This window comes from Curvibacter sp. GW821-FHT09D12, from assembly GCF_059416245.1.
The window spans coordinates 1-19,049 of the sequence record NZ_JBWKOU010000010.1 but is presented as its reverse complement, the minus strand read 5'-3'; the positions used below and the strand labels follow the sequence as shown (position 1 = coordinate 19,049).

Annotated in this window: 23 protein-coding genes, 1 tRNA gene and 1 pseudogene; 5 read left to right on the top strand and 20 right to left on the bottom strand. The window is 63.0% G+C overall.

The annotated features are described in order from the left end of the window. Both rnhA and AC07PT_RS17020 read left to right on the top strand, forming a co-directional pair. Entirely contained in the window at positions 1–450 is a 450-nt protein-coding gene (rnhA, locus tag AC07PT_RS17025) for a ribonuclease HI (RefSeq protein ID WP_027478648.1), read from the top strand. Between the two features lie 137 nt (positions 451–587). Further along, on the top strand, positions 588–1,691 hold the full coding sequence (locus AC07PT_RS17020; protein WP_494657456.1) for a serine hydrolase domain-containing protein: 1,104 nt from the start codon (positions 588–590) through the stop codon (positions 1,689–1,691). Between the two features lie 17 nt (positions 1,692–1,708). On the opposite strand, the gene mobA is transcribed toward AC07PT_RS17020, so the two are convergent. From mobA to AC07PT_RS16980, 8 genes are all read right to left on the bottom strand, one after another. Continuing rightward, on the bottom strand, positions 1,709–2,386 hold the full coding sequence (gene mobA / locus AC07PT_RS17015; RefSeq protein ID WP_494657455.1) for a molybdenum cofactor guanylyltransferase MobA: 678 nt from the start codon (positions 2,384–2,386) through the stop codon (positions 1,709–1,711). A gap of 12 nt (positions 2,387–2,398) precedes the next feature. Beyond that, positions 2,399–3,577: a GTP 3',8-cyclase MoaA gene (gene moaA, locus AC07PT_RS17010; protein WP_492346384.1), complete on the bottom strand. Its 1,179-nt coding sequence runs from the start codon at positions 3,575–3,577 to the stop codon at positions 2,399–2,401. A gap of 130 nt (positions 3,578–3,707) precedes the next feature. Beyond that, entirely contained in the window at positions 3,708–4,469 is a 762-nt protein-coding gene (locus tag AC07PT_RS17005; RefSeq protein WP_494657454.1) for an SDR family oxidoreductase, read from the bottom strand. Positions 4,470–4,569: 100 nt separating this feature from the next. Further along, on the bottom strand, positions 4,570–6,003 hold the full coding sequence (locus tag AC07PT_RS17000) for an aldehyde dehydrogenase family protein (RefSeq protein ID WP_492346386.1): 1,434 nt from the start codon (positions 6,001–6,003) through the stop codon (positions 4,570–4,572). A 464-nt stretch (positions 6,004–6,467) separates the two neighbouring features. Continuing rightward, positions 6,468–6,659, bottom strand: coding sequence for a hypothetical protein (locus tag AC07PT_RS16995; protein WP_494657453.1), 192 nt, complete (start codon positions 6,657–6,659; stop codon positions 6,468–6,470). 149 nt (positions 6,660–6,808) lie between these two features. Beyond that, positions 6,809–6,885 (bottom strand) — tRNA-Arg (locus AC07PT_RS16990). 108 nt (positions 6,886–6,993) lie between these two features. Next, the gene (locus AC07PT_RS16985; protein ID WP_494657452.1) at positions 6,994–8,010 is read right to left on the bottom strand and encodes a tyrosine-type recombinase/integrase; all 1,017 of its coding nucleotides are present in this window, start codon (positions 8,008–8,010) and stop codon (positions 6,994–6,996) included. A gap of 9 nt (positions 8,011–8,019) precedes the next feature. Further along, positions 8,020–8,262, bottom strand: coding sequence for a DUF4224 domain-containing protein (locus AC07PT_RS16980; RefSeq protein ID WP_494657451.1), 243 nt, complete (start codon positions 8,260–8,262; stop codon positions 8,020–8,022). A gap of 54 nt (positions 8,263–8,316) precedes the next feature. Between AC07PT_RS16980 and AC07PT_RS16975 the strand changes: the two genes are divergently transcribed. Beyond that, complete coding sequence (locus AC07PT_RS16975) at positions 8,317–8,952, top strand: hypothetical protein (RefSeq protein WP_494657558.1); 636 nt, start codon at positions 8,317–8,319, stop codon at positions 8,950–8,952. A 165-nt stretch (positions 8,953–9,117) separates the two neighbouring features. Here the strand turns inward: AC07PT_RS16975 and AC07PT_RS16970 are convergent. The 10 genes and pseudogenes from AC07PT_RS16970 to AC07PT_RS16925 form a co-directional block, all read right to left on the bottom strand. Further along, a pseudogene (locus AC07PT_RS16970) lies at positions 9,118–9,591 on the bottom strand (DNA cytosine methyltransferase); the annotation flags it as partial. Positions 9,592–9,640: 49 nt separating this feature from the next. Next, entirely contained in the window at positions 9,641–10,315 is a 675-nt protein-coding gene (locus AC07PT_RS16965; RefSeq protein ID WP_494657450.1) for a deoxynucleotide monophosphate kinase family protein, read from the bottom strand. Positions 10,316–10,371: 56 nt separating this feature from the next. Continuing rightward, entirely contained in the window at positions 10,372–10,590 is a 219-nt protein-coding gene (locus AC07PT_RS16960; RefSeq protein WP_494657449.1) for a hypothetical protein, read from the bottom strand. A gap of 29 nt (positions 10,591–10,619) precedes the next feature. After that, positions 10,620–12,416 (bottom strand): replication endonuclease, encoded by a 1,797-nt coding sequence (locus tag AC07PT_RS16955; RefSeq protein WP_494657448.1) that lies wholly within the window; start codon positions 12,414–12,416, stop codon positions 10,620–10,622. Between the two features lie 17 nt (positions 12,417–12,433). Beyond that, positions 12,434–12,763, bottom strand: coding sequence for a hypothetical protein (locus tag AC07PT_RS16950; protein WP_494657447.1), 330 nt, complete (start codon positions 12,761–12,763; stop codon positions 12,434–12,436). Between the two features lie 8 nt (positions 12,764–12,771). After that, positions 12,772–12,927: a hypothetical protein gene (locus AC07PT_RS16945; RefSeq protein ID WP_494657446.1), complete on the bottom strand. Its 156-nt coding sequence runs from the start codon at positions 12,925–12,927 to the stop codon at positions 12,772–12,774. Next, positions 12,924–13,277, bottom strand: a complete 354-nt coding sequence (locus tag AC07PT_RS16940; protein WP_494657445.1) for a DUF7673 family protein — start codon at positions 13,275–13,277, stop codon at positions 12,924–12,926. Before AC07PT_RS16940 ends, AC07PT_RS16945 begins: the two co-directional genes overlap by 4 nt. Beyond that, positions 13,274–13,585, bottom strand: coding sequence for a hypothetical protein (locus AC07PT_RS16935; RefSeq protein WP_494657444.1), 312 nt, complete (start codon positions 13,583–13,585; stop codon positions 13,274–13,276). The genes AC07PT_RS16940 and AC07PT_RS16935 overlap by 4 nt, the downstream gene beginning before the upstream one ends. A 94-nt stretch (positions 13,586–13,679) precedes the next feature. After that, entirely contained in the window at positions 13,680–13,997 is a 318-nt protein-coding gene (locus AC07PT_RS16930) for an Ogr/Delta-like zinc finger protein (RefSeq protein WP_494657443.1), read from the bottom strand. Between the two features lie 93 nt (positions 13,998–14,090). After that, entirely contained in the window at positions 14,091–14,297 is a 207-nt protein-coding gene (locus tag AC07PT_RS16925; protein WP_494657442.1) for a hypothetical protein, read from the bottom strand. Between the two features lie 82 nt (positions 14,298–14,379). Between AC07PT_RS16925 and AC07PT_RS16920 the strand changes: the two genes are divergently transcribed. Beyond that, a complete protein-coding gene (locus AC07PT_RS16920; protein WP_494657441.1) occupies positions 14,380–14,868 on the top strand; it encodes a helix-turn-helix domain-containing protein in 489 nt (162 codons plus the stop codon). Positions 14,869–15,424: 556 nt separating this feature from the next. Further along, positions 15,425–17,962, top strand: a complete 2,538-nt coding sequence (locus AC07PT_RS16915; protein WP_494657440.1) for a sensor domain-containing diguanylate cyclase — start codon at positions 15,425–15,427, stop codon at positions 17,960–17,962. A gap of 108 nt (positions 17,963–18,070) precedes the next feature. Here the strand turns inward: AC07PT_RS16915 and AC07PT_RS16910 are convergent, their stop codons facing one another. After that, positions 18,071–18,289 carry a hypothetical protein gene (locus AC07PT_RS16910; RefSeq protein WP_494657439.1) on the bottom strand — a complete coding sequence of 73 codons (219 nt, stop codon included), beginning with the start codon at positions 18,287–18,289 and terminating at the stop codon, positions 18,071–18,073. An 82-nt stretch (positions 18,290–18,371) separates the two neighbouring features. Next, positions 18,372–19,049: contractile injection system protein, VgrG/Pvc8 family (locus tag AC07PT_RS16905; protein WP_494657438.1), on the bottom strand; the 678-nt coding region annotated here is incomplete at its 5' end.

The window sequence follows — 19,049 nt, the reverse complement described above, 5'->3', positions numbered from 1 at the left end:
TTGAACCATGTTGTGATCTATACCGATGGCGCCTGCAAGGGCAACCCTGGCCCCGGTGGCTGGGGCGTGTTGCTGAAATCGGGCAGCTTCGAAAAAGAATTGTTCGGTGGTGAATTGGGCACCACCAACAACCGCATGGAGATGATGGCTGTGATCGAGGCGCTGACGGCGCTCAAGCGGCCCTGCCAGGTCACCTTGTTCCTGGACAGCGAATATGTGCGCAAGGGCATCACCGAATGGATCCACGGCTGGAAAGCCAAGGGCTGGAAGACCGCTGCCAAGCAGCCTGTGAAGAACGCAGAGTTGTGGCAGCGTCTGGACGCGCTGGTGTCCACCGGTGGTCACCAGATCGAGTGGCGTTGGGTGAAAGGGCATGCCGGCGATCCGGGCAATGAGCGCGCCGACGCACTGGCCAACATGGGGGTCGAAAAGGCCCTGGGCCGGCGCTGAGTGCCCTGCATGCCGGGTGACAGTGGTTTGACGGCGTCGTCTGGCAGCAACGCCCTCGGAGGTGTATGGCCAGCGGCCCATGAGGCGCCGTATCCTGTGGCCCACGGGCCTGGCCCGATGCTTTGGGAGTGAGGGAGATGGATGTCGATCCGCAGGCGCCGGCGGTTGAGGCCGCGCGCCATTCATTGCAGACGCTGTTGACGGCGGGCAACAGCCCGGGCGTGCAGTACCTGTTCATGCAGGGGCCCCAGGCCTTGTTGTCCTTTCAGGCGGGCCTGGCCGATCCCGGCACGGGCGAGGTCTTGCAGGCGAGCCACCGCTTCAACTTGCATTCGGCCACCCAGCTGTGGACAGCCGCTGCGGTGTTGCGTGGCGTGCAGACCGGGCTGCTGGCTCTGGACGAACCCTTGCAAGCCTACCTGCCCGAGCACGTTGAGTTGGGCGGCGCGACCGTTCGCCAGGCCTTGTTGCACACGGCGGGGTTTGCCAACCCCAATCCCCTGGCCTGGATTCACCTGGGCCGCGACAGTTTTGATCCGCCCAAGGTGGCCGAAGCCTTGCTGTTGGAGCACGGGCGACCGGTGCGTTCGCCGGGCGGTGCGTACCGTTACTCGCCGATCGGCCATCTGTGGTTGGGGCAGGTGCTTCGCGCGGTCAGCCGGCAGACCTTGCCGGGCTATCTGCAGGCGCAGGGCTTGCTGGGCGGCGAGGCCTTGGCGAGCGGCCATCTGAGCTTTGATCGCCCCGATCCTGCCCACCACGCCCGGGGCACCTTGCCTCGCTGGGGGTGGTTGAACCCCGTGTTGGCCTGGGTGCTCGACCGGGACCGTTTTGTGGCAGGGGTGAGCAGCGCCTGGGTGCGATTGGAGCACCATCAGGCCGATGCCCAAGCCTGCAGCGGTTTGATCGGCAATGCCGCTGGTGTGGCGGCCAGCTTGCAAGGTCTGCTGGGGCGTCAAGCGCTGGCCAGCAGCGGCTGCCCCTCAGGTTTGTTTGATTCGGTGCCCATGGTGGGGCCGGCGCGAAGCCTGGGCGGTTTCACTGGCTGGCTGGAAGGGCAGCACTGGTGTGGGCACGCAGGCGGGGGTGTGGGGCATTACGGCGAGTGGCGCGTGTACCCGCGTTTGCAGGCGGTGAGCGTGCTGCTGCTCAACCGCGCGGGTTTGCGTGATGAGGGATTGCTGGGGCGTGTTGACAAGCCGCTGGTGGCCGCCCTGGCCCGTCAGACGCCTCAGGCTTGACCGTGCGGCCGGCTGGTTCAGGCCAGGCGGGCCAGCTCTGCCGGGGTGTTGACGTTGGTGAAGTCGCGCGGCTGATCCTGCGGCCGATCAAACACGGCCTCGCCTGGGGTGTGTCGCCCCAGCCAGGCACCCACCTTGCGCCCGCCTTCATGCAACCACTGGGCCAGATCGCCTTCCAGACTGCGATGCAGCAGACAGAACACCGGCTGACGCCAGGGGCCAGGGCGGCCCTGGGATGTCGCTGGCGGTGTGCCGGCAGCGCCTTCATCAGGGGTAAAGGCCCGCACCGTGGCCAAGGCTTTGGGCGGTGAGCCCAGGGCCTGCACCAGCCGATCAGCGAGATCGTGCGGAAAATTGGGCACATCGCAGGGTACTGTCAGCAGCCAATCGGTCTGGCAATGGCGCAGACCGCAGAGCATGCCAGCCAGCGGGCCTTGCGGCTCATCGGCTGGTGCATCGGCCCAGACAGGAACACCCAGGGCCTGGTATTGCGCCAACTGGCGGTTGGCGTTGAGGGCCAACGGGCCTACCTGGGGGCGCAGGCGCTGCAGGGCATGCCAGGCCAGGGCCTGGCCTTGCAGTGACACCAGGCCTTTTTCTTGGCCCATGCGCTGGCCCAGACCCCCGGCCAGGACCAGTCCAGTGATTTGCTCTGGCCCGATCGGGGCCTGAATGTCGCTTGAATGGAAAGCCATGACAGGGCGGCGTCAACCGCCGATGTAACTCATCTCGACGCGGCGACTGACGTTGGCCGGTGCCGAGGCTTCGGCAGGCAGACTGGCGCGCAGTTCAGAGTAGCGATCACTGCGGCCTTGCCAGATGTGGCCAATGGCTGAGGCCAGCTCGGCATCACTGGCACCGTTGCGCAGCAGGCCCCGCAGATCGTGACCCTGGGTGGCAAACAGGCACAGGTAGATTTGGCCTTCGGTGGACAGGCGGGCTCGGTTGCAGTCGTGGCAAAAGGCCTGGGTGACGCTGCTGATCACGCCGACCTCGCCCAGGGCGGGATCCCACTCGCCCGCCGGGTTGGCATGGCCCCAGCGTTGGGCGGTTTCGCCTGGGGCAGCTGCTTCGAGCGGCACCAGAGGGAACTCGGTCTTCAGCAGGTCGATCACCTGGGCCGAGGGCAGCACTTCGTCCATGCACCAGCCGTTGGTTGCACCCACGTCCATGTACTCAATGAAGCGCAGGGTCACGCCTCGGCCACGGAAGTAGCGCGCCATGGGCAGGATCTCGTGCTCGTTGGTGCCACGTTTGACCACCATGTTCACTTTCAATCCGCCTTGCACACCCAGGCCGGCATCACGGGCGGCTTCAATGCCCGCCAGCACATCGGCCACCGGGAAATCCACATCGTTCATGCGGCGGAACACCGCGTCGTCCAGGCCATCGAGGCTGACGGTGACACGCTGCAGGCCGGCCTGGCGCAGCGCCTGGGCCTTGCGCGCCAGAAGCGAGCCATTGGTGGTCAGGGTGAGGTCGGGGGGCAGCCCATCGGGGGTGCGCAGCGCGGCGAGCATCTCGATCAGGTGTTCGAGGTTCTTGCGCAGCAGGGGCTCACCGCCGGTCAGCCGGATCTTGCGCACGCCGTGGGCCAGGAATTGCTCGGCCACGCGCGTGATCTCCTCGAAGCTCAGCAGGGAGGCATGGGGCAGGTAGGGGTAGTTTTTGTCGAACACTTCCTTGGGCATGCAGTAGCTGCAACGGAAGTTGCACCGATCGGTCACGCTGATGCGCAAATCCCGCAAGGGGCGGTGCAGGCGATCATGAAGCTGACCCTGCGCCGGGATCAGCGGCTGGGTTTCGGCGCCCCGCGGTCCTGGCTGGCGCCAGTCGGCCACAGGGATGATGCGAGGTACGGACGGGGAGGGGGATCGTTCTGTCATGCGGGCAGGGGGAGCGGTCGGGTGCTCTTTGATCAAGCACCCCGGTCATGCGCGCAACGGTACACCAGAAGCAGAGCCCCGACGGGCCTCATGGGGGAAATCCATGAGGCCGGTTGGGCCGGCTGGCAGATCAGACGCAGCGGGCGCCGTCCACTTCGATACAGACGCCGGAGATGAATGCAGCGTCGTCCGAGGCCAGGTACAGGGCGGCGTTGGCGACGTCGAGTGCCGTCGAGAACCGGCCCAGCGGGATGGTGGCCAGAAATTTGGCGCGCCGGGCGTCATCGACCGGGCCACCGGCGAATTCGGCGGCCAGCCCGGTATCGGGGTTGAACACGGGGTTGATGCAGTTCACCCGGATGTTGTCCGGCCCCAACTCCGCGGCGAGCGACTTGCTGATGGTGATGACGGCACCCTTGGAGCCGTTGTACCAGGTCAGCCCTGGGCGGGGACGCACACCCGCGGTCGAGGCGATGTTGATGAAGCTGCCACCCCCATGGGCGCGGAACACAGGCGTGGCGTGCAAGGTGGCCAGGTAGATGCTCTTCACGTTGATGGAGAAGCAGCGGTCGAATTCTTCCTCAGTCACTTCCAGGGCGGGGCGATTGCGGTGGGTCCAGCCGGCGTTGTTCACCATGGCGTCCAGCTTGCCGTAGAGGCGAACTGCTTCGTCCACCAGGGCCTTGACCTCGTCCGAGCGTGTGACGTCCGCCTTGAAGAATGCGGCGGTGCCGCCTGCAGCGGTGATTTCGGCCACCACCCGTTGGCCGCCGGCCTCGTTGACGTCGTTGACCAGCACTCGGGCGCCTTCAGCGGCCAGGCGCTTGGCAATGCCTTCACCGATGCCGTTGCCGGCGCCTGTCACGATGATCGATTTTTGATTCACACGCATGAAAAGTCTCCAGAGGGGTCTGCTGCGGCGGGATCGGCCGGATGGGCCGGTCTACCGCCGCTGGGCGAAGAAAACCTGAGATGAAATGAACTGAGGGGCCTTAACCGTGGCGAATGGCGACGGTCTTCAGGGTGGTGAAGCCATAGAGGGCCTCGAAGCCTTTTTCACGGCCGTAACCCGAGGACTTGACCCCGCCGAAGGGCAGCTCGACACCTCCGCCGGCACCATAGTTGTTGATGAACACCTGGCCACAGCGCAGGCGCTTGGCCATGCGGAACTGGCGCCCGCCATCGCGTGTCCAGACCCCGGCCACCAGCCCGAAGTGGGTGGCGTTGGCCAGTTCCACGGCATGGTCTTCATCGCGAAAGCGCATGGCGGCCAGCACGGGGCCGAAGACCTCTTCCTGGGCCAGGCGGTGATCCACCGGCACATCACGCAACAGGGTGGGGGCCTGGTAGTAGCCGGTTTCAGGTGCTTCTTCAACCACCCGGCCCTGGGCCACCATCGAGATGCCGGCCACCTGGGCATCGGACAGAAAATCCCAGACCCGCTGCTGCTGGGTCTGGCGAATCAAGGGACCGACATCCAGATCCAGGTGGGCCGGACCCACGCGCAGGGCCTCAAAGGCGTGGCCCAGGCGTTCCAGCAGGGGCTCGTAGATGCTGTCCTGGATCAGCACGCGCGAGCCCGCCGAGCAGGTCTGACCCGCGTTCTGAACGATCGCATTGATGATCACCGGCACGGCGGCGTCCAGGTCGGCATCTTCAAAAATGATCTGAGGGCTCTTGCCGCCCAGTTCCAGGGTGACCGGGCAATGGCGCTCGGCGGCCACCTGCTGGATCAGCGTGCCCACCTTGGGACTGCCTGTGAAGCTGATGTGGTCGATACCCGGGTGGCGCGCCAGGGCGTCACCCACCTCGTGGCCGTAGCCCGTGACGATGTTCAGAGCGCCGGCCGGAAACCCCACCTCGGCGGCCAATTGGGCCACCCGGATCAGCGACAGACAAGCGTCTTCGGCCGGCTTGACCACGCACACATTGCCCGCCGCCAGAGCACCGCCCACGCTGCGGCCAAAGATCTGCATCGGGTAGTTCCAGGGAATCACGTGGCCGGTCACGCCGTGTGGCTCACGCCAGGTGAGCACGCTGTAACCATCTTGGTAGGGAATGGTTTCGCCGTGAAACTTGTCGGCTGCGCCGGCGTAGAACTCGAAATAGCGCACCAGGGCCAGGGCATCGGCCCGTGCCTGCTTGGTGGGCTTGCCGCAATCGCGTTGTTCCAGGGCTGCCAGTTCATCGGCATGTTCTCCCACCTTGACCGACAGGCGCATCAGCAGGCGGCCACGCTCAGCGGCACTCAGCTTGCCCCAGACCGTGTCGTAGCACTGGCGTGCGGCCCGGACGGCGTCGTCGATGTCCTGGGCGTTGCTGCGCTGAAGATGATCAAAGACCTGCCCGTCCGAGGGATCGATCACTGGCAGGGTTTTGCCCGAAGAACTGGGCACCGATGCGTTGGCGATGAAGTTGAGTTGCATCCCGGCATTTTGCGTCAATGTAGCAATTCCTACATCAGGGGCGTGACGGAGCGGGGACACCCCAGCCCTCGCGCTTGGGGGCGGCAGCCATCGCGAATGCCGGTGAGCGATGGTTGCGGGAAGACACTGTTGCAGTGCAGCAAGGTCAATGAATCAACGACAAAAAGCGCCTATCAAGGCGCTTTTGGGAGGTGTCGTGGGGATTGGGCCATTGGGGGAAGAGGGCTCCCCTGGCCAGGGGTCAACGCTGAGGGCTGCGCTTGCGATCGCGATCGTCGTGGGGCCAGGCGTTGACAGGTTGTTTGGCGAAGCTGGAATTCATTTGAAATCTCCGTGGATGGAGCTACAACGAAAGGCCCGCAGACTTGGTTGACAGTTTTTTTGAGAAATTTTTGAGGCAGGCGAAAGTTCAGTAAAGACCGCCCGTTGCAGAGGGGCAGGCTGTTAATTCAATACTGAATTGATTATGTTTTATTATTTTTTTGACGGCCGTCAGACAGAGTCAGGGCGAGTGCCTGGCGGGTAAGGGCTTCGGCCTCCTGGGCTTCGGGCGTGCGTTGGGCAATCTTGAGCAGCAAGATCAATTCGTCCAGCCCGGCGAGCGCATCGTGCACGGCCAGACGCAATTGGCGCAACTGAGCATCTGATGAGTCCATGCGTCATTCTGGTCCGCCAGGCGCCAACTTCAAGTGTCTCTTTGATAAGAAATGTAAGGCGGCCGCCGCCGCGAGACTTCGCACTGGCCTGGTGTACACGCCGCGTCGAGGCTCAAAGCCTGAACCCGTTGGCCTGGTCTTTGGATGATTGGCCTGCCCGACAGGAATCGAACCTGTGACCCACAGCTTAGAAGGCTGTTGCTCTATCCAACTGAGCTACGGGCAGCCGCATGAACACTGCGTTTGATGCTATCTTTTTGTGAGCGCGTTTTGAAGCGCTTCATAATAGCCGCGAGAGGCTGCGCGATTATGCCCCACGAACTGGCGCAATTTGTCACCTCGTAGGGGGCACGATCTTACCCCGGCGCAGATAGTGCCTCTTCGTGGTGGCCACGCTGGCGTGGCCCAGCAGGTCTGCAGCACCTTGCTCGCCGCGCAGGTCCGCTGTGTCGTCAGCGGCTTTTGCCCGTAGGTCGTACAGCCAAGCTTCCCGGATTGCGTTGGTCAAGTCGGGGTTGGCCAATGCGGCTGCTTCACGAGCTGCGTCGAACCCGTCGCGCACCATCTGCTTGGACATGGGTCTGCCGCGCTCCGACACCAGCAGGTAGGACGTCCAGATTTTGTAGCCCTCCTTGCGCGCCTGAATGCGCTTGACCAACTCGGCCAGCTCGCCCTCGATCCGTACGCGAACCATGGCCCCTGTCTTTCCCTGTCGGGTGGGGATCGTTCCGTCGGCGATGTCCTCGTCAGTCATGTTGCGAGTGTCGGCAGGCCGTTGCCCGGTCAGGTAGGCCAGATCCATGGCATCGCGGATGGGCGGGCTGGCTTGCTCCCAGATCGCGCGAAAGACCGCGTCGGTCACGTAGACCTCTCTTCTGCCCACCGGAAGCCCCCTGATCCCGGTGACAGGGTTTGGCCGCTCGGTGTATCCCCAGCCTCTGGCGCGATTGAACATGCTGCTGAACAGCCGCTTGAGCCGATTGGCGGTCTGGGGCTGTGATTTCTTCCAGTCCAGTAATCGGGCAATGTGGGCCGGCTTGATCGCGTCCAGCGGGGCAGGCCGCGGTTTGCTGAAAAACTCTCTCAGATGACGAATGTCGTACTTCTGGGTGGCCTGGGTGGTTTTCGCCAGGGTAGGCAGTACCTCGCGCTCGTAGCGATCGATCACATCAATGAAGGTCGCGCCGATCTTGACGTTGGCCTTCGTGATGTCAGCCCACTTCTGTACTGCTGTGAGGTAGTCGGCGCCGAGAGGAATTTCTTTCTCCCCCGCCGTGCCAAAGTAGTAATAGACCTTGCCCGAGCGTTGCTTGCGGGCTCGCAGGCCTGGTGTTGCTGTGAGTTTGGGCATTCGTTTGTCTCAATGGGTTGCTGGTTCCCAGGTGTCCAACGCCTGGATTGCGGTCTTGTTCATCGCAGCGCCCACCCCCTCAATAGTTGCTCTTGCAACAATTGGAAGCCCGGCTGCGTTGACGTAGTGGGGCACGCCCATGCTTTTCAGCGCGATGGCCTGCCGCTGGGTCTTGGTCTTTCCAGCGCTTCCCTGGCGGATACCTGTCAGCTCAGCGATTTCTGCTGGTGTTAGAAAAATGGATGTGCTCATGCGATACCACCTGTCTGTTGCTCTGGGGCCCGCAGTGGTGCTGCGGCGCTGTCCTTGCTGTTTGATACCGAGGTGGCGGATTTCAAACCCTCAAGCCTGGCCGGCTCGCCGAAGAAGCTGCACAAGTGCTGCTGCAGCCTGCAGCGGTACAACGCCATTTCCGACCTGACGGAGCTGGTGAGTGCGGGATTCGTCCACCAGATAGGCCATCCCATCAGCCAGCATGCGAACGCCGGGTTCAACCGCCGGGGCAAGGTCCGGCCTGTTGGCGACAATGGACGGCCATCGAGGGTCGATAGGACCGGGTGCGAAAAGTGGTGCTCCACGAAGTTCGGAAGCTGCTCGCCGCCGGAGTGCTGGCGGCGCGCCTGGCTTTCCTGGCTGTTTGGCGTCCGGAAATCCCTGCTGGCCGGGGTCGGCCATTCTGCGGTCGCGGCGTGCCACAGTGACTGCCCCCGTCTCCCGGTTGCCGTGCACATCGCCCCGCCGGATTGCTCGCAGTCCTGCGCCGTTGGCGTGGGCCATGACCCCACCTGCTGGGTCAGCGAGCTGCCCGTCATGGCCGGCGTCATCCGGCCGCCTCGATCGCCGTCCGACGCTGAAGGCGTGGTCCAGTTCATTGCCTGGCCCGTCAGCGTCAGCCGCTCGGCACCTGCAGCCCCCTGGTCTCGCGTGTACTGGTTCCCTTGAGAATTTGAAACACTGGGCGTCATCCAGGTCGACGCCTCCCGGTTCAGATTGGCACCCTGGGTGGACCTCAGATCCGGCCCGGGTCTGCGCCCATCGTGCGCACAAGGGGTGCTCCATGCGCCAGGCAAAGCAGAACCACCGGGCCCGCCCATGGCTGGCACCCACATCGGCTGCTGACAAAGTGATCCATTCCGCATGCCACCCGCGGTCGGCCAGTTCTCCCAGGACGCGGGCGGCGGCGCGTTCTTCGAGAGCCCCTTCGGCTTCGTCCACAACGGAGGCGGTGGCAGTAGCGATGCCTGCGACGTTCTCCAGAACGAGGCCCCGCGCACCGCAAGCGTCGGCGATGTCGAGAACCCGGAAGAAGAGCCCTGAGCGCTTCCCGTCCAGGCCAGCCCGGCGGCCAGCAATGGAGAGGTCCTGGCACGGGAAGCCCGCAATGACGAGATCCACGCAGTCGCGCCAAGCTGCGCCGTCGAAGGTGAGCAGGTCAGACCAGACAGGCGCCGGATCAAGGGCTCCCGCTTCCATAAGCGTGACAAGCTGGCTGGCGGCAGGGGCTTCCCGCTCCACGTAGCAAACGGTTCGGTGCTCGATCCCAAGATGAGCGAATGCGGCGCGGACGCCTTCTCCGAGCATGCCGACGCCTGCACAGAGCTCGATTGAGTGAAGGGGGTATGGAGCCACATCAGAACTCCCCCTGAGCTGCGGGTGTTTTGAATTCGGTCAGGGTCTTGACCAACTCCAGCGCGCTCTCCGCCAGCGCCTGCAACGACCCATCGTTCACGATGTCCGCATCCGCCGGAATGGTGTAGTGCCGCTCGCTCACATGGCTGGCCGTGTCGGCCGCCAGCGTGGCCACCTGCGGGCGGTGCATACGAACCACCTTGGCGCCCAGGTTGCGCAGCATGTGCTCCTCAACCGCGTCGCGCAGGTCGGTCACCACGATGCGGGTCCAGCCTGTGCCCACCTGGCGCTCGATCCAGCGCTTCACGATGGTGGCGTAGTAGCAGGGCACAAACCGGCGCTTGTAGCTGGCCCAGCGTTGCATCACCCAGCGGGGGCTGCGTGGCTCGGTCAGGCTGTCGCCGCCATCGGCCACCCAGCGCATGAAGGCAGGGTCGCTGCACATGCCGGCGGCCAGGGCGGGCAGCGGGGTTTCTTTGGTGGGGCGGTGCGTCAGCAGCCGGGCGTCGATGCGCCAGGCCTCGGCCACCTCGCGGCGCAGGGCGTCGGCAAAGGCGATGCGAGCAAAGCCATGCGCCGGGGCCAGCACATCGGCCACCGTGTCTTTGCCCACGTCGGGGCGGCCCGTCAGGGCAATGATCAGCGGCCTGGTGGCCGTCGCAGTTTGTGGGCTCATGTTCTTCTCCACAGAGCGTTGGGTTGAAAGGGGGCGGGGGATGTGGGGGGCACGGCTCATGCGGCACCTCGGCCGGCGCGTGCGGGCAGGGCCACCACCGTGTCGGGCAGCTCCAGCGCCAGGGCCTGCTGGCCCGTCGTGGCCAGGCGCTGGGCCTCGGCCGCTTCGCGCTTCAGGCGGGCAAAGGTCTTGCGGATGTCAGTCGCCACGGCGGGGCGGTACCGGAAGGCCTTGTCGGCAATGCCCAGGCGGGGCAGGGTCGGTTTTGTGGGCATGGTCATACCTCCTGTGATGGATTCGTCGTTCAGAAACTCAGGGAAGGGGCCCGGCCGAGGCCGGTGGCGGGCTGGATCGGCACCGCGGGGGTGGTCCAGTCCTCGATTTCGTGGCGCCCGCGGCCTAAAAAGGCCCGGCGCAGTTCGCCCGTGAGGCGGGCCGTACAGTTATTGAAACCAGTCCAAGGCCGCGCCATGCTGGCGCGGCTTTCGGGGTTTTGACGCCCCTCCACCACGCGCTTCCACAGCTGCCTGCGAGACACCAGCCAGCGGCCCGAGGGCATCTCAACCCCCACGGCCACCTTCTTGGGCACGGTCTCGCCGTACTGGTTGACGGCCTCGGTGCAGCGCTTGGCCACCTGCAGGGTCCACTCGGTGCGCTTTCGGCACACGCCACCCATGCACTGCATGTAGCGGCTCCAACTGGCCTGTTCTTCGCCATGGCGGTGCACGGCGCCCCAGGTGCGCCAGGCCAGCGGCTCACCCGTCATGCGGGCGTGCTCCACCTGGTCCTTCGTCACCCGGCGCATCTCGCGCCACACCGTCACCGGGGGCTGGCCAATGGCCTGAAACTGCCGAATGCGCCACAGCGAGGCCCAGGCCTCCACCCGCTGCGCACCGGTCACGGCGCCAGAGTCCACGTTGAACATGTCGAGCTGGTCGCCGCCGGGGGCATCCAGGTGCTGGCCGTCTTCGCCAAGCTGGCCGCCCACCACGTTCTTGGCCACGTACTTGACCATGTAGCCGGCCGCGCCGCCTTTGGTCATGGGCTTGAAGTGGGCTCGGTTCTTTCGGGCGCCTGGCTGGGTGCCGTCTTCGCTCAGCCAGTGCTTGCGCAAGATGAACTGCACCCGCTCCATGGCTTGGGGGCTGTCTGTCCACAGCAGGGCATGCCAGTGCGGGCACCCGTCGTGGTGCGGCTCCGCCACCCTGAAGCCATACACCTGCAGCCCCTCGCGCTGAAACTCCGCCCGCGACCGTGCCCACATTGTGCGCAGCCAAAGCTGGGCATCCCGGGGGCTGGCCCCTTCGTATTTCGGGTTGCGCCGCGGCGGCTGACGGCTGCCCTTGGCCGGGAACAGCGCCGAGTGAAACCGGCTCGGGCAGGTAAGCGTGGCAAACGTGCCCACGTGGCTCGCTGCATCGGCAAACTCTTCGCAGCCCCGGATGCGCGCCATCAGCTCGCCGCGCCGCACCTCGGGGTTGGCCACCGACACGGCCGCCAGCTCTTTCAGCGTGTACACCTGGCCGGCCTCATTGCGCACCAGGCACTTGGCCAACAGCGCCTCATTGCGCTTGAGTTGCAGCAGCCGGCGCTCCACCGCCTCGTTCGACACATAGGCCCCGTCGCGGAAGTTGACCAGGCCCTGCTTGATAAAGCCGTGCTCCAGCAGCCGCGCCACTTTCTTGCGCAACACCTGCCGCCACCAGAACAGCGACTTACCGCGCTCCACCAGGCTGGCCGCTGTGTCGCCTGCAGGCGGCTCCACGCCCAGCGCCTTGCACACCTGGCGCACCAACTGGGCCTGCTCGGGCATGCTCAGCGGCGTGGGCCACAGGCTCAGCAGCTCGCCGATTTCATTGGCCACGGTCTCGGCGCGCTGGCACACCTCCACGTCGGGCATGTTCCAGGTGATGACCTCGCGGTGATCGGTGCGGAACTTCTGCAGGCGATCCAGCCAGCCCGAGTAGCGCTGCCAAACCGGGTCTGACGCCGGGCGGATGGCCATCGCGTCGATGCTGCGGCCCCACTGGGCCGGCACCTCGGCCTTGATGCGTGCGGACAGATGCCGAGCCTGCTGCTGCTCCACGGCATACCAGTCCATATACACATGCCGTGCCATTACCAAAGCCCCGTCAGCGCATGCAGCGCCTGAAAGCCCTGCCGGGCGGCCCGCGCTTCGCGCTTGATCGCCATGCGCTCGGCCTCGGGCAGCTCACGCCAGTCGCGGTGCGACAGGTCGGCCAGCTCGCCATCCACCCCGGCCAGCAACAGCAGCGACATGCGCAGGCCATGCTCCAGCCGAGCCCACTCCCGCGACTCGGCATCCGACCAGCGCTGCTGGCTGGCCCGGCGCACAAACTCGTCGCGCAGTTCGTTCAAGCGGCGGCGGTGGGGCAGCGCCCTGGGCGTCGGCGTCGCGCCGGCGCTTTCCGCCGAGGATGAAGCCACAGTGCCCATCAGGCGGCCCCCAGCACCCGAACTGCCGCCAGATACCAGGCGTCACCGTAAAGCTGCTCCACCCAGGCCAGGGCCTGCAGCCGGTTGCCGGCACCGCGCACCACCAGGCGCCGCCGACGGTGGTGCATGTCGAAGTGGGTCACGCGAAAGGTCATGACGGCCTCCGCACCAGTGGGGGCAGGTCCGCCTTCTTCACGGCACCCTTCATGCACCAGTCGTAGGCCAGGTGCTCAAAGCGGGCGCCCATGTCGCTCACGCCATGCAGGCGGTTCAGCAGGTCGTGCACCTCGGCCCTCGGGCACGCGTCCATGCGCAGCACCGCCAGGCAGTCATTCAGGTGGCGCTCGTCCAGCAGCCGCAGGTCGGTCAGATCGAAGCGGAAGCGCTGGCCGTTGTACAGGCCCAGCAACAGGGCCGCGCACACCTTCGCGCCCCCATGGAATCCCTGGGCTGTTGCCCACAGCCGATCGAGGGCCGCCAACGGATCTTGTGCAGAGGTATTCATGCAGCCCTCCGCACACCCAGCCCGGCATTCATGCCGCGCACCCGGCCGGCGGCGGCCCGCAATTGCGAGGCGATCTCTTCAGCCTCTTCGGCCGTCACCACGTAAATGGCCGAGAACGCACCACCCCAGGCATTCAGCTGCACGCTGGCCGGCACATTGGGCAGGCTGCTCTTGAACGCGGCCACCTGCAGCAGGCTCTTCTCTGCGGGCTTCTCATGGGGGCGCAAGACGGACCCGTGGGCCACGGCGCGGCCAAAAGACTGGGCGCCTGGCGAGGCGCATGGGGCCTCGATGGGGGCGATGGACATGACTTTTCCTTTCTTCAGGGTGAGCAAGTCCCGCAGGGCCTCCGAACAGGCACCGCAGGGGTGAAACAACAGGAAGGGGGAGGGCGGCTAGGGCTTAGCCGGGGCTCGGATCCAGCTCGAACAAGTCGCGCGTGGTCGGCGGGGTGAGGGTGGGCGTGTAGTCGGCCAGGGGCATGCGCTCCAACTGGCGCTGGATCAGCGCGCGCCGCGCATGGCTGCTGATGGGCAGCGACACAGCAGGGTCAGGCGTGGCGCTGGGGCTGATCGTGTGAGCCACGGTAGAGATCACCGAGAACGTGTGCCCGCACTCGTAGTTGCTGCACACAAAAATGCCCTGGCGGGTGATGTCGGTCACCTGCGCGCTGGTGCGCGAGTGCGCCGTGCTTTTGCAATGGGGGCAACGCATCCTCATGAGGCCATCTCCACAAGAGGTAAAACCCAGTCAACCGAAAGCATCGGCGCAGAGTTAAGGGTGAACCAGTCGTTGGGCACGCGAAACCTTTGGTCAGTTCGAGGTTGCGGCGTTCTTGTTGCGAAAGTCGGCCAGGCCGCGCAGCAACATCAGGCGCGAGAACGAGGCCAGCGACCGCGACTCACTTTGGGCGAAGGCCTCAACCTCAGCACGCTCTGCGGGCAGCAGGCGGATGGGGATGGGCTTTTCGGTGACGACGCCTCGCGGCGCGCGGCGTGCTGCTTGGACTTGGGAGGTCATGGTGTGCGGTATCCTGTTTATGAAACTCAAAATTGCACTGTGATGAGAAATGTAGTGCGATATATCGCACCTGTCAATACCGATGAGTGATGAACTGCGCACCTTGCTGGGCGAGCGTCTCAAGACTGAGCGCGATCGCCTCAGATTGAGCCAATCCGACTTTGCTGCTTTGGGTGGCGCTTCGAAGCGGTCCCAGATCGACTGGGAGAAGGGCTCGCTGGTCCCGAACGCCGAATTCCTTGCTCGCATGGCGCAGCACGGGGTTGACGTCCTTTATGTGTTGACAGGCGAGCACTCAAAGCCCCCAGAGAGTCTCTTGACTGCTGACGAGGCAGATTTGCTCGACAGCTATAGGCGCTCAAGTCCCCTACGTCAGGCGAGTCTTCGAGAGGTAAGTCTTGCCTGTGCGACTGCCCCGCCTTTGCCTGGCGGCCAGCCTCTTGTTAATGCAGAGAAGTCTGAAATTCCAAAGATTCACGTCGGTGGTGACGTGCACCAACAGATCGAAGGCGGCGCCACCTTCAGCGCACCCGTGAGCTTCAGTTTCGGCTCTGCAAAGAAACGCAAATGAACAGATGATCCCCCGATGCAGCGAGCCAACGGCGCTCGCTTCGAGCCAGGAGATGATTTTGAGTCGGAGCGTTGAGATTCGCCGGGATGCCGGCCAGGTGGTGACGGGGGATGCTGTCACCAACATTCAAAAGTTGGTGATACCAATGTCGTCCTCGGGCCAGGGCACCGCGCATGCTTTTTTTTAGGCGCGCTGAGCGTTGGATTGCTGTTGTCTGTAGGCGGCTTTGGATGGCATCTGGTGGCTGAGCGAGATAGCGGAGCGGATCCTTGGCTGTGTCACTACCAAGGCGAGGCCTACTCAATGGGTAGTGTCATCGAGATGGTTGATGAAGTGACGCGGTCGTGCCGTTTGGTAGATGGTGTACCCGTTTGGGATCATTAGGTAGATGCCGGTTTTCGGCTCCGATTTGTCATCTGGTCGGGTAGTGGTCAGGATGGCGTGGTATCACATAGGTCTATTTGACGTGTCTCAATTGCCGCAGAGGTCCGCCACGCACCTCTCTCCAACGTTGCCCGTCGGTCGAGTCCTGCGTAGCGACTCTGCGAGTTTTTGATTGATTTTCAAAGTGATAAAAACAGATACACGCCCCCGAATTCATCGCGTCGCCGATTTCTTCGGCAAGTTTTTAGGGGTCGGTTTTCTCTATTACTTAGCTGCGAAGCTTGGCCTGCAAATTCCGTACGTTGGTTCGCATGTGTCCCTGGTCTGGCTACCCACGGGGATCGCCATTGCGGCTTGCTACCGTTGGGGCGGGGGTATGGCCCTGGCCACCTTCCTGGCGGCCTTTATGGTCAACACTAGCCTGGGGGGTCCAATCTGGATGGCATTGGGCATTGCCTGCGGCAACGCACTGGGGCCCTGGCTGGCAGCGCGGCTGCTGCGACGCTTCGAATTTGATCCCGTGTTCACCCGGCGTTATGACCTCTGCCTCTACTTGGCAGCGGTTGCTTTGGGCATGTCGGTGACGGCATCCAATGGAGCGGTCTGGTTAGCCCTGGGGAAGCAGCTCGGTAGCACCAATATGACCAATGTGTGGGCAATTTGGTGGATCGGTGATGCTGTAGGGGCCTTATTGGGGGGGATCCCTCTGCTGAGTCTCAACAGGATCAACTACAAGACCGCATTCAGCGGCAAGGCAGGCATCGTCAACCTGGTGCTGGTGTTGATCGTCGCGGGCTGTGGCGTGCTCGGATTTTCTCCCTGGGGCTTACCTTCTCCGTCGTTGATGTTTCCGCTGATCGCGCTGCCTTTGTTCGTGATCGCACTTCTGGCATTGCGGGCCGGCATCATGGCCGCGTCGATATCTGTTTTGTTATTGTCCATGACGGCCGCATGGGGTACCGCACGGGGTGTCGGCCCTTTTGCTGAGCAAGATACCAATGCAGGGCTGTTGTCTCTGTGGAGTTACTTAACTGCCCAGGCTTGCACCACAGTGTTGTTGTGCGGGCTCACTGCCGAATTGCTGGCCAGTCGACGTCAGCAGACTGCATCCTTCAGGCGTGCCCACGAGGGTATTCTGGAAGTGGAATCTGACGGTTCTATTCAGGCAATTAACCCCTCGGCCAGATCCATGCTCGACGTGAAGCCGGAAGCCTTGGGACACCTCACGCTTCAGAACCTCCCGCATGACAATGGCGTGCTTCTGAAGGTTTGGCATATCGGGGCCAGCACTCAGTCACCAAAGGATTCTCCGGAGTATGTCCGCTTGTATCAAGCTGGCGGTGTCTACCTGGACGTCGAAGTCCAGCACGCGCTTCATGTGGATGCTCGGGGGCGGGAGACGACACAACTCATCTTACGTGACGTGACTGAGCGTCGTGATGCGCAGGCGCGACTTGCTGCCAGCGAAGAACGTCTGCGCGCAATCACTGATAACGCACCGACCTTAATGGCCGAGTTTGATAGAGACCTGCGATTTCTCTTCGCCAATAGAACATACAAGCAGTGGCTCGAAATTGAGCCTTCTGAAATGCTAGGACGTAGCGTCTCCGAAGTTTTCGGCGCAGTGGTATTTGAAAAGGTCAGGCCAAAGCTGGAAGACGCGCTCCGGGGCTTGCCAACCAGCTATGAGCGAAAGGTGAGCACGCCTACAGGTTTTCGTTGGCTAAATATCTCGCTGGTGCCAAAACGATGTTTATCTGGCGAAATTGTCGGAATTTATGCCGTTGGAAGCGATATCACCGACTATCGAAAGGCGGAGAAAGAACTGCGACTCAGCGAGCAGCGTCTGCGTATCGTCACGGATCACCTGCCTATGCGGGTGTCCTATATCGATGAGCATGAGCGTTACCGGTTTGTCAATCGCGCATATGAACAGAGCTTTGGTCGGCAGCGGGAACTTTTATATGGTTTGACGGTTCGTGAGGTGCTTGGGGATGGCGCCTATCAACAGGCATCGCAGTACATACGGCGCACGCTACAGGGCGAAACCCAGACCTTCGAGAGCGAAATCACCACTCGTGAGGGCTACCGCTGCTATCGAGCGAACTACGTTCCACAGTTTGCTGACGATGGTAAACAGGTGCTTGGCTTCGTGTCCATCGTGGTCGACACAACCGCCCAGAAGTTGGAGGAGCGCCGCCTGATCGAATTGGCTCAGATTGACCCTCTAACGGGCCTTTTGAATCGCGCAGGATTCGAGCAACGCTGCCAAGAGGCCATGGATCGCAGCCGAGCCACTCAAACGCCCATGGCAGTTCTTTTCCTGGATGTTGACGGATTTAAGCAGGTCAATGACCAGTATGGGCACCTGAACGGAGACATGTTGTTGCGGGCCTTTGCAGGGCGGCTGTCACGCACGCTCAGGAGTGCTGACGTGGTGGCTCGACAGGGCGGAGACGAGTTTCTGGTGATCCTAGAGAGCTTGGCAGGAGACGGCGACGCCAACACCATCGCAGACAAGATAGTCGAGTCCATGCTCGACCCCTTCATTCTGGAGCAACATACCATTGCGATCACCACCAGCGTCGGGGTTGCCGTCTACCGCGGCCAGACAGATGTATCTCAGCGTGACCTTATCAAGCAGGCAGACGATATGCTTTATCAAGCTAAAGCAATGGGCCGAAACCGCTTCTGTTCTCATAAATTTTAATTCTGATGCGGATGTTGGCGATTCTAATTGAATGGATCATGAAGTGCCTGGTTATGACTTGCAAGCCAGAAATTGGCTCACTGTTGATGATTCAGCGAGATGATGGATTCAAGAATCAGGATTTGACATGCCTGCAGCTTCTAAGAATGCATTTGAAGCGTTGCTGCACTCAATAAATTCGCGCCAGATTTTCAAGGTCTGATCAATTTCAAGTTGGCGCAAGTCTGCTGCTTTTCTGACTGCAAAGTCGCTCTGCATCGAATTCATCTTCGCGAGGCATCGCTCGGAAATCAGCCATCCCTCGAATTCCTCTGTCACCAACTTCATATTCAATTCTCCCTCTCGACATTCCAGAGTCGAAGGTTACAGTAGTTTTGCGAAAGGAACGGACGCCCGATGTTTAGAACCATCAGAAACTCTCGTCATCCTCCAGTCCCACAGTGTCGTTAGATTTGGCTCCTGTCTCTAATTCCACCCGTGTGGAAAGTCCCCCATCCCCCAGGTGATGCGCAAGCCGCACCACCAGCCAATCCGTCGCATCAATATCGCCCTTGAACCCTTTCACGGTGACAGGCGTCTGAGGCATCAACTCAGGCCGCCCCACGGCCAGGTTCAGCTCCAGGTTGGCGGCGCCGCGCGCAATGCGATTCATCTCGGCCCGCGCCGCAGCCAGGGCGTCGGCCTCGCTGCCGTAGGTATCCTTCAACCGCTTTTCATGGCCTTGCTTGCCCACCAGCACCCCACGCCGGCGGGCGCGGCCTGCGTCGTGCCAGTAGGCGCGCACACCGCTGTAGCTGTCGCGGTCGCTGATGTGGAAGCGGTGCTGGTCACCGTCCTCCCGGGTGATCGTGACCTTGGCCAGGGGCTGGCCTGAGCTGCTGCGCGTGCCGTTGATGGGCAAGAACACCAGGCGCTCTTTCTTCACGGTGGCCACGGCGTCATGCTGGGTGGCCAGCCGGGTCAAAAAGTGCAGGTCGCTTTCGCCGGTCTGGTCGATGTGGTCGATCTTCAGTAAGCAACCGGCCAAGTCATCTATCCAGAGCCCTCGCCATAAGGTATTCATGTCCACGCCAATCAGCGCGGACAT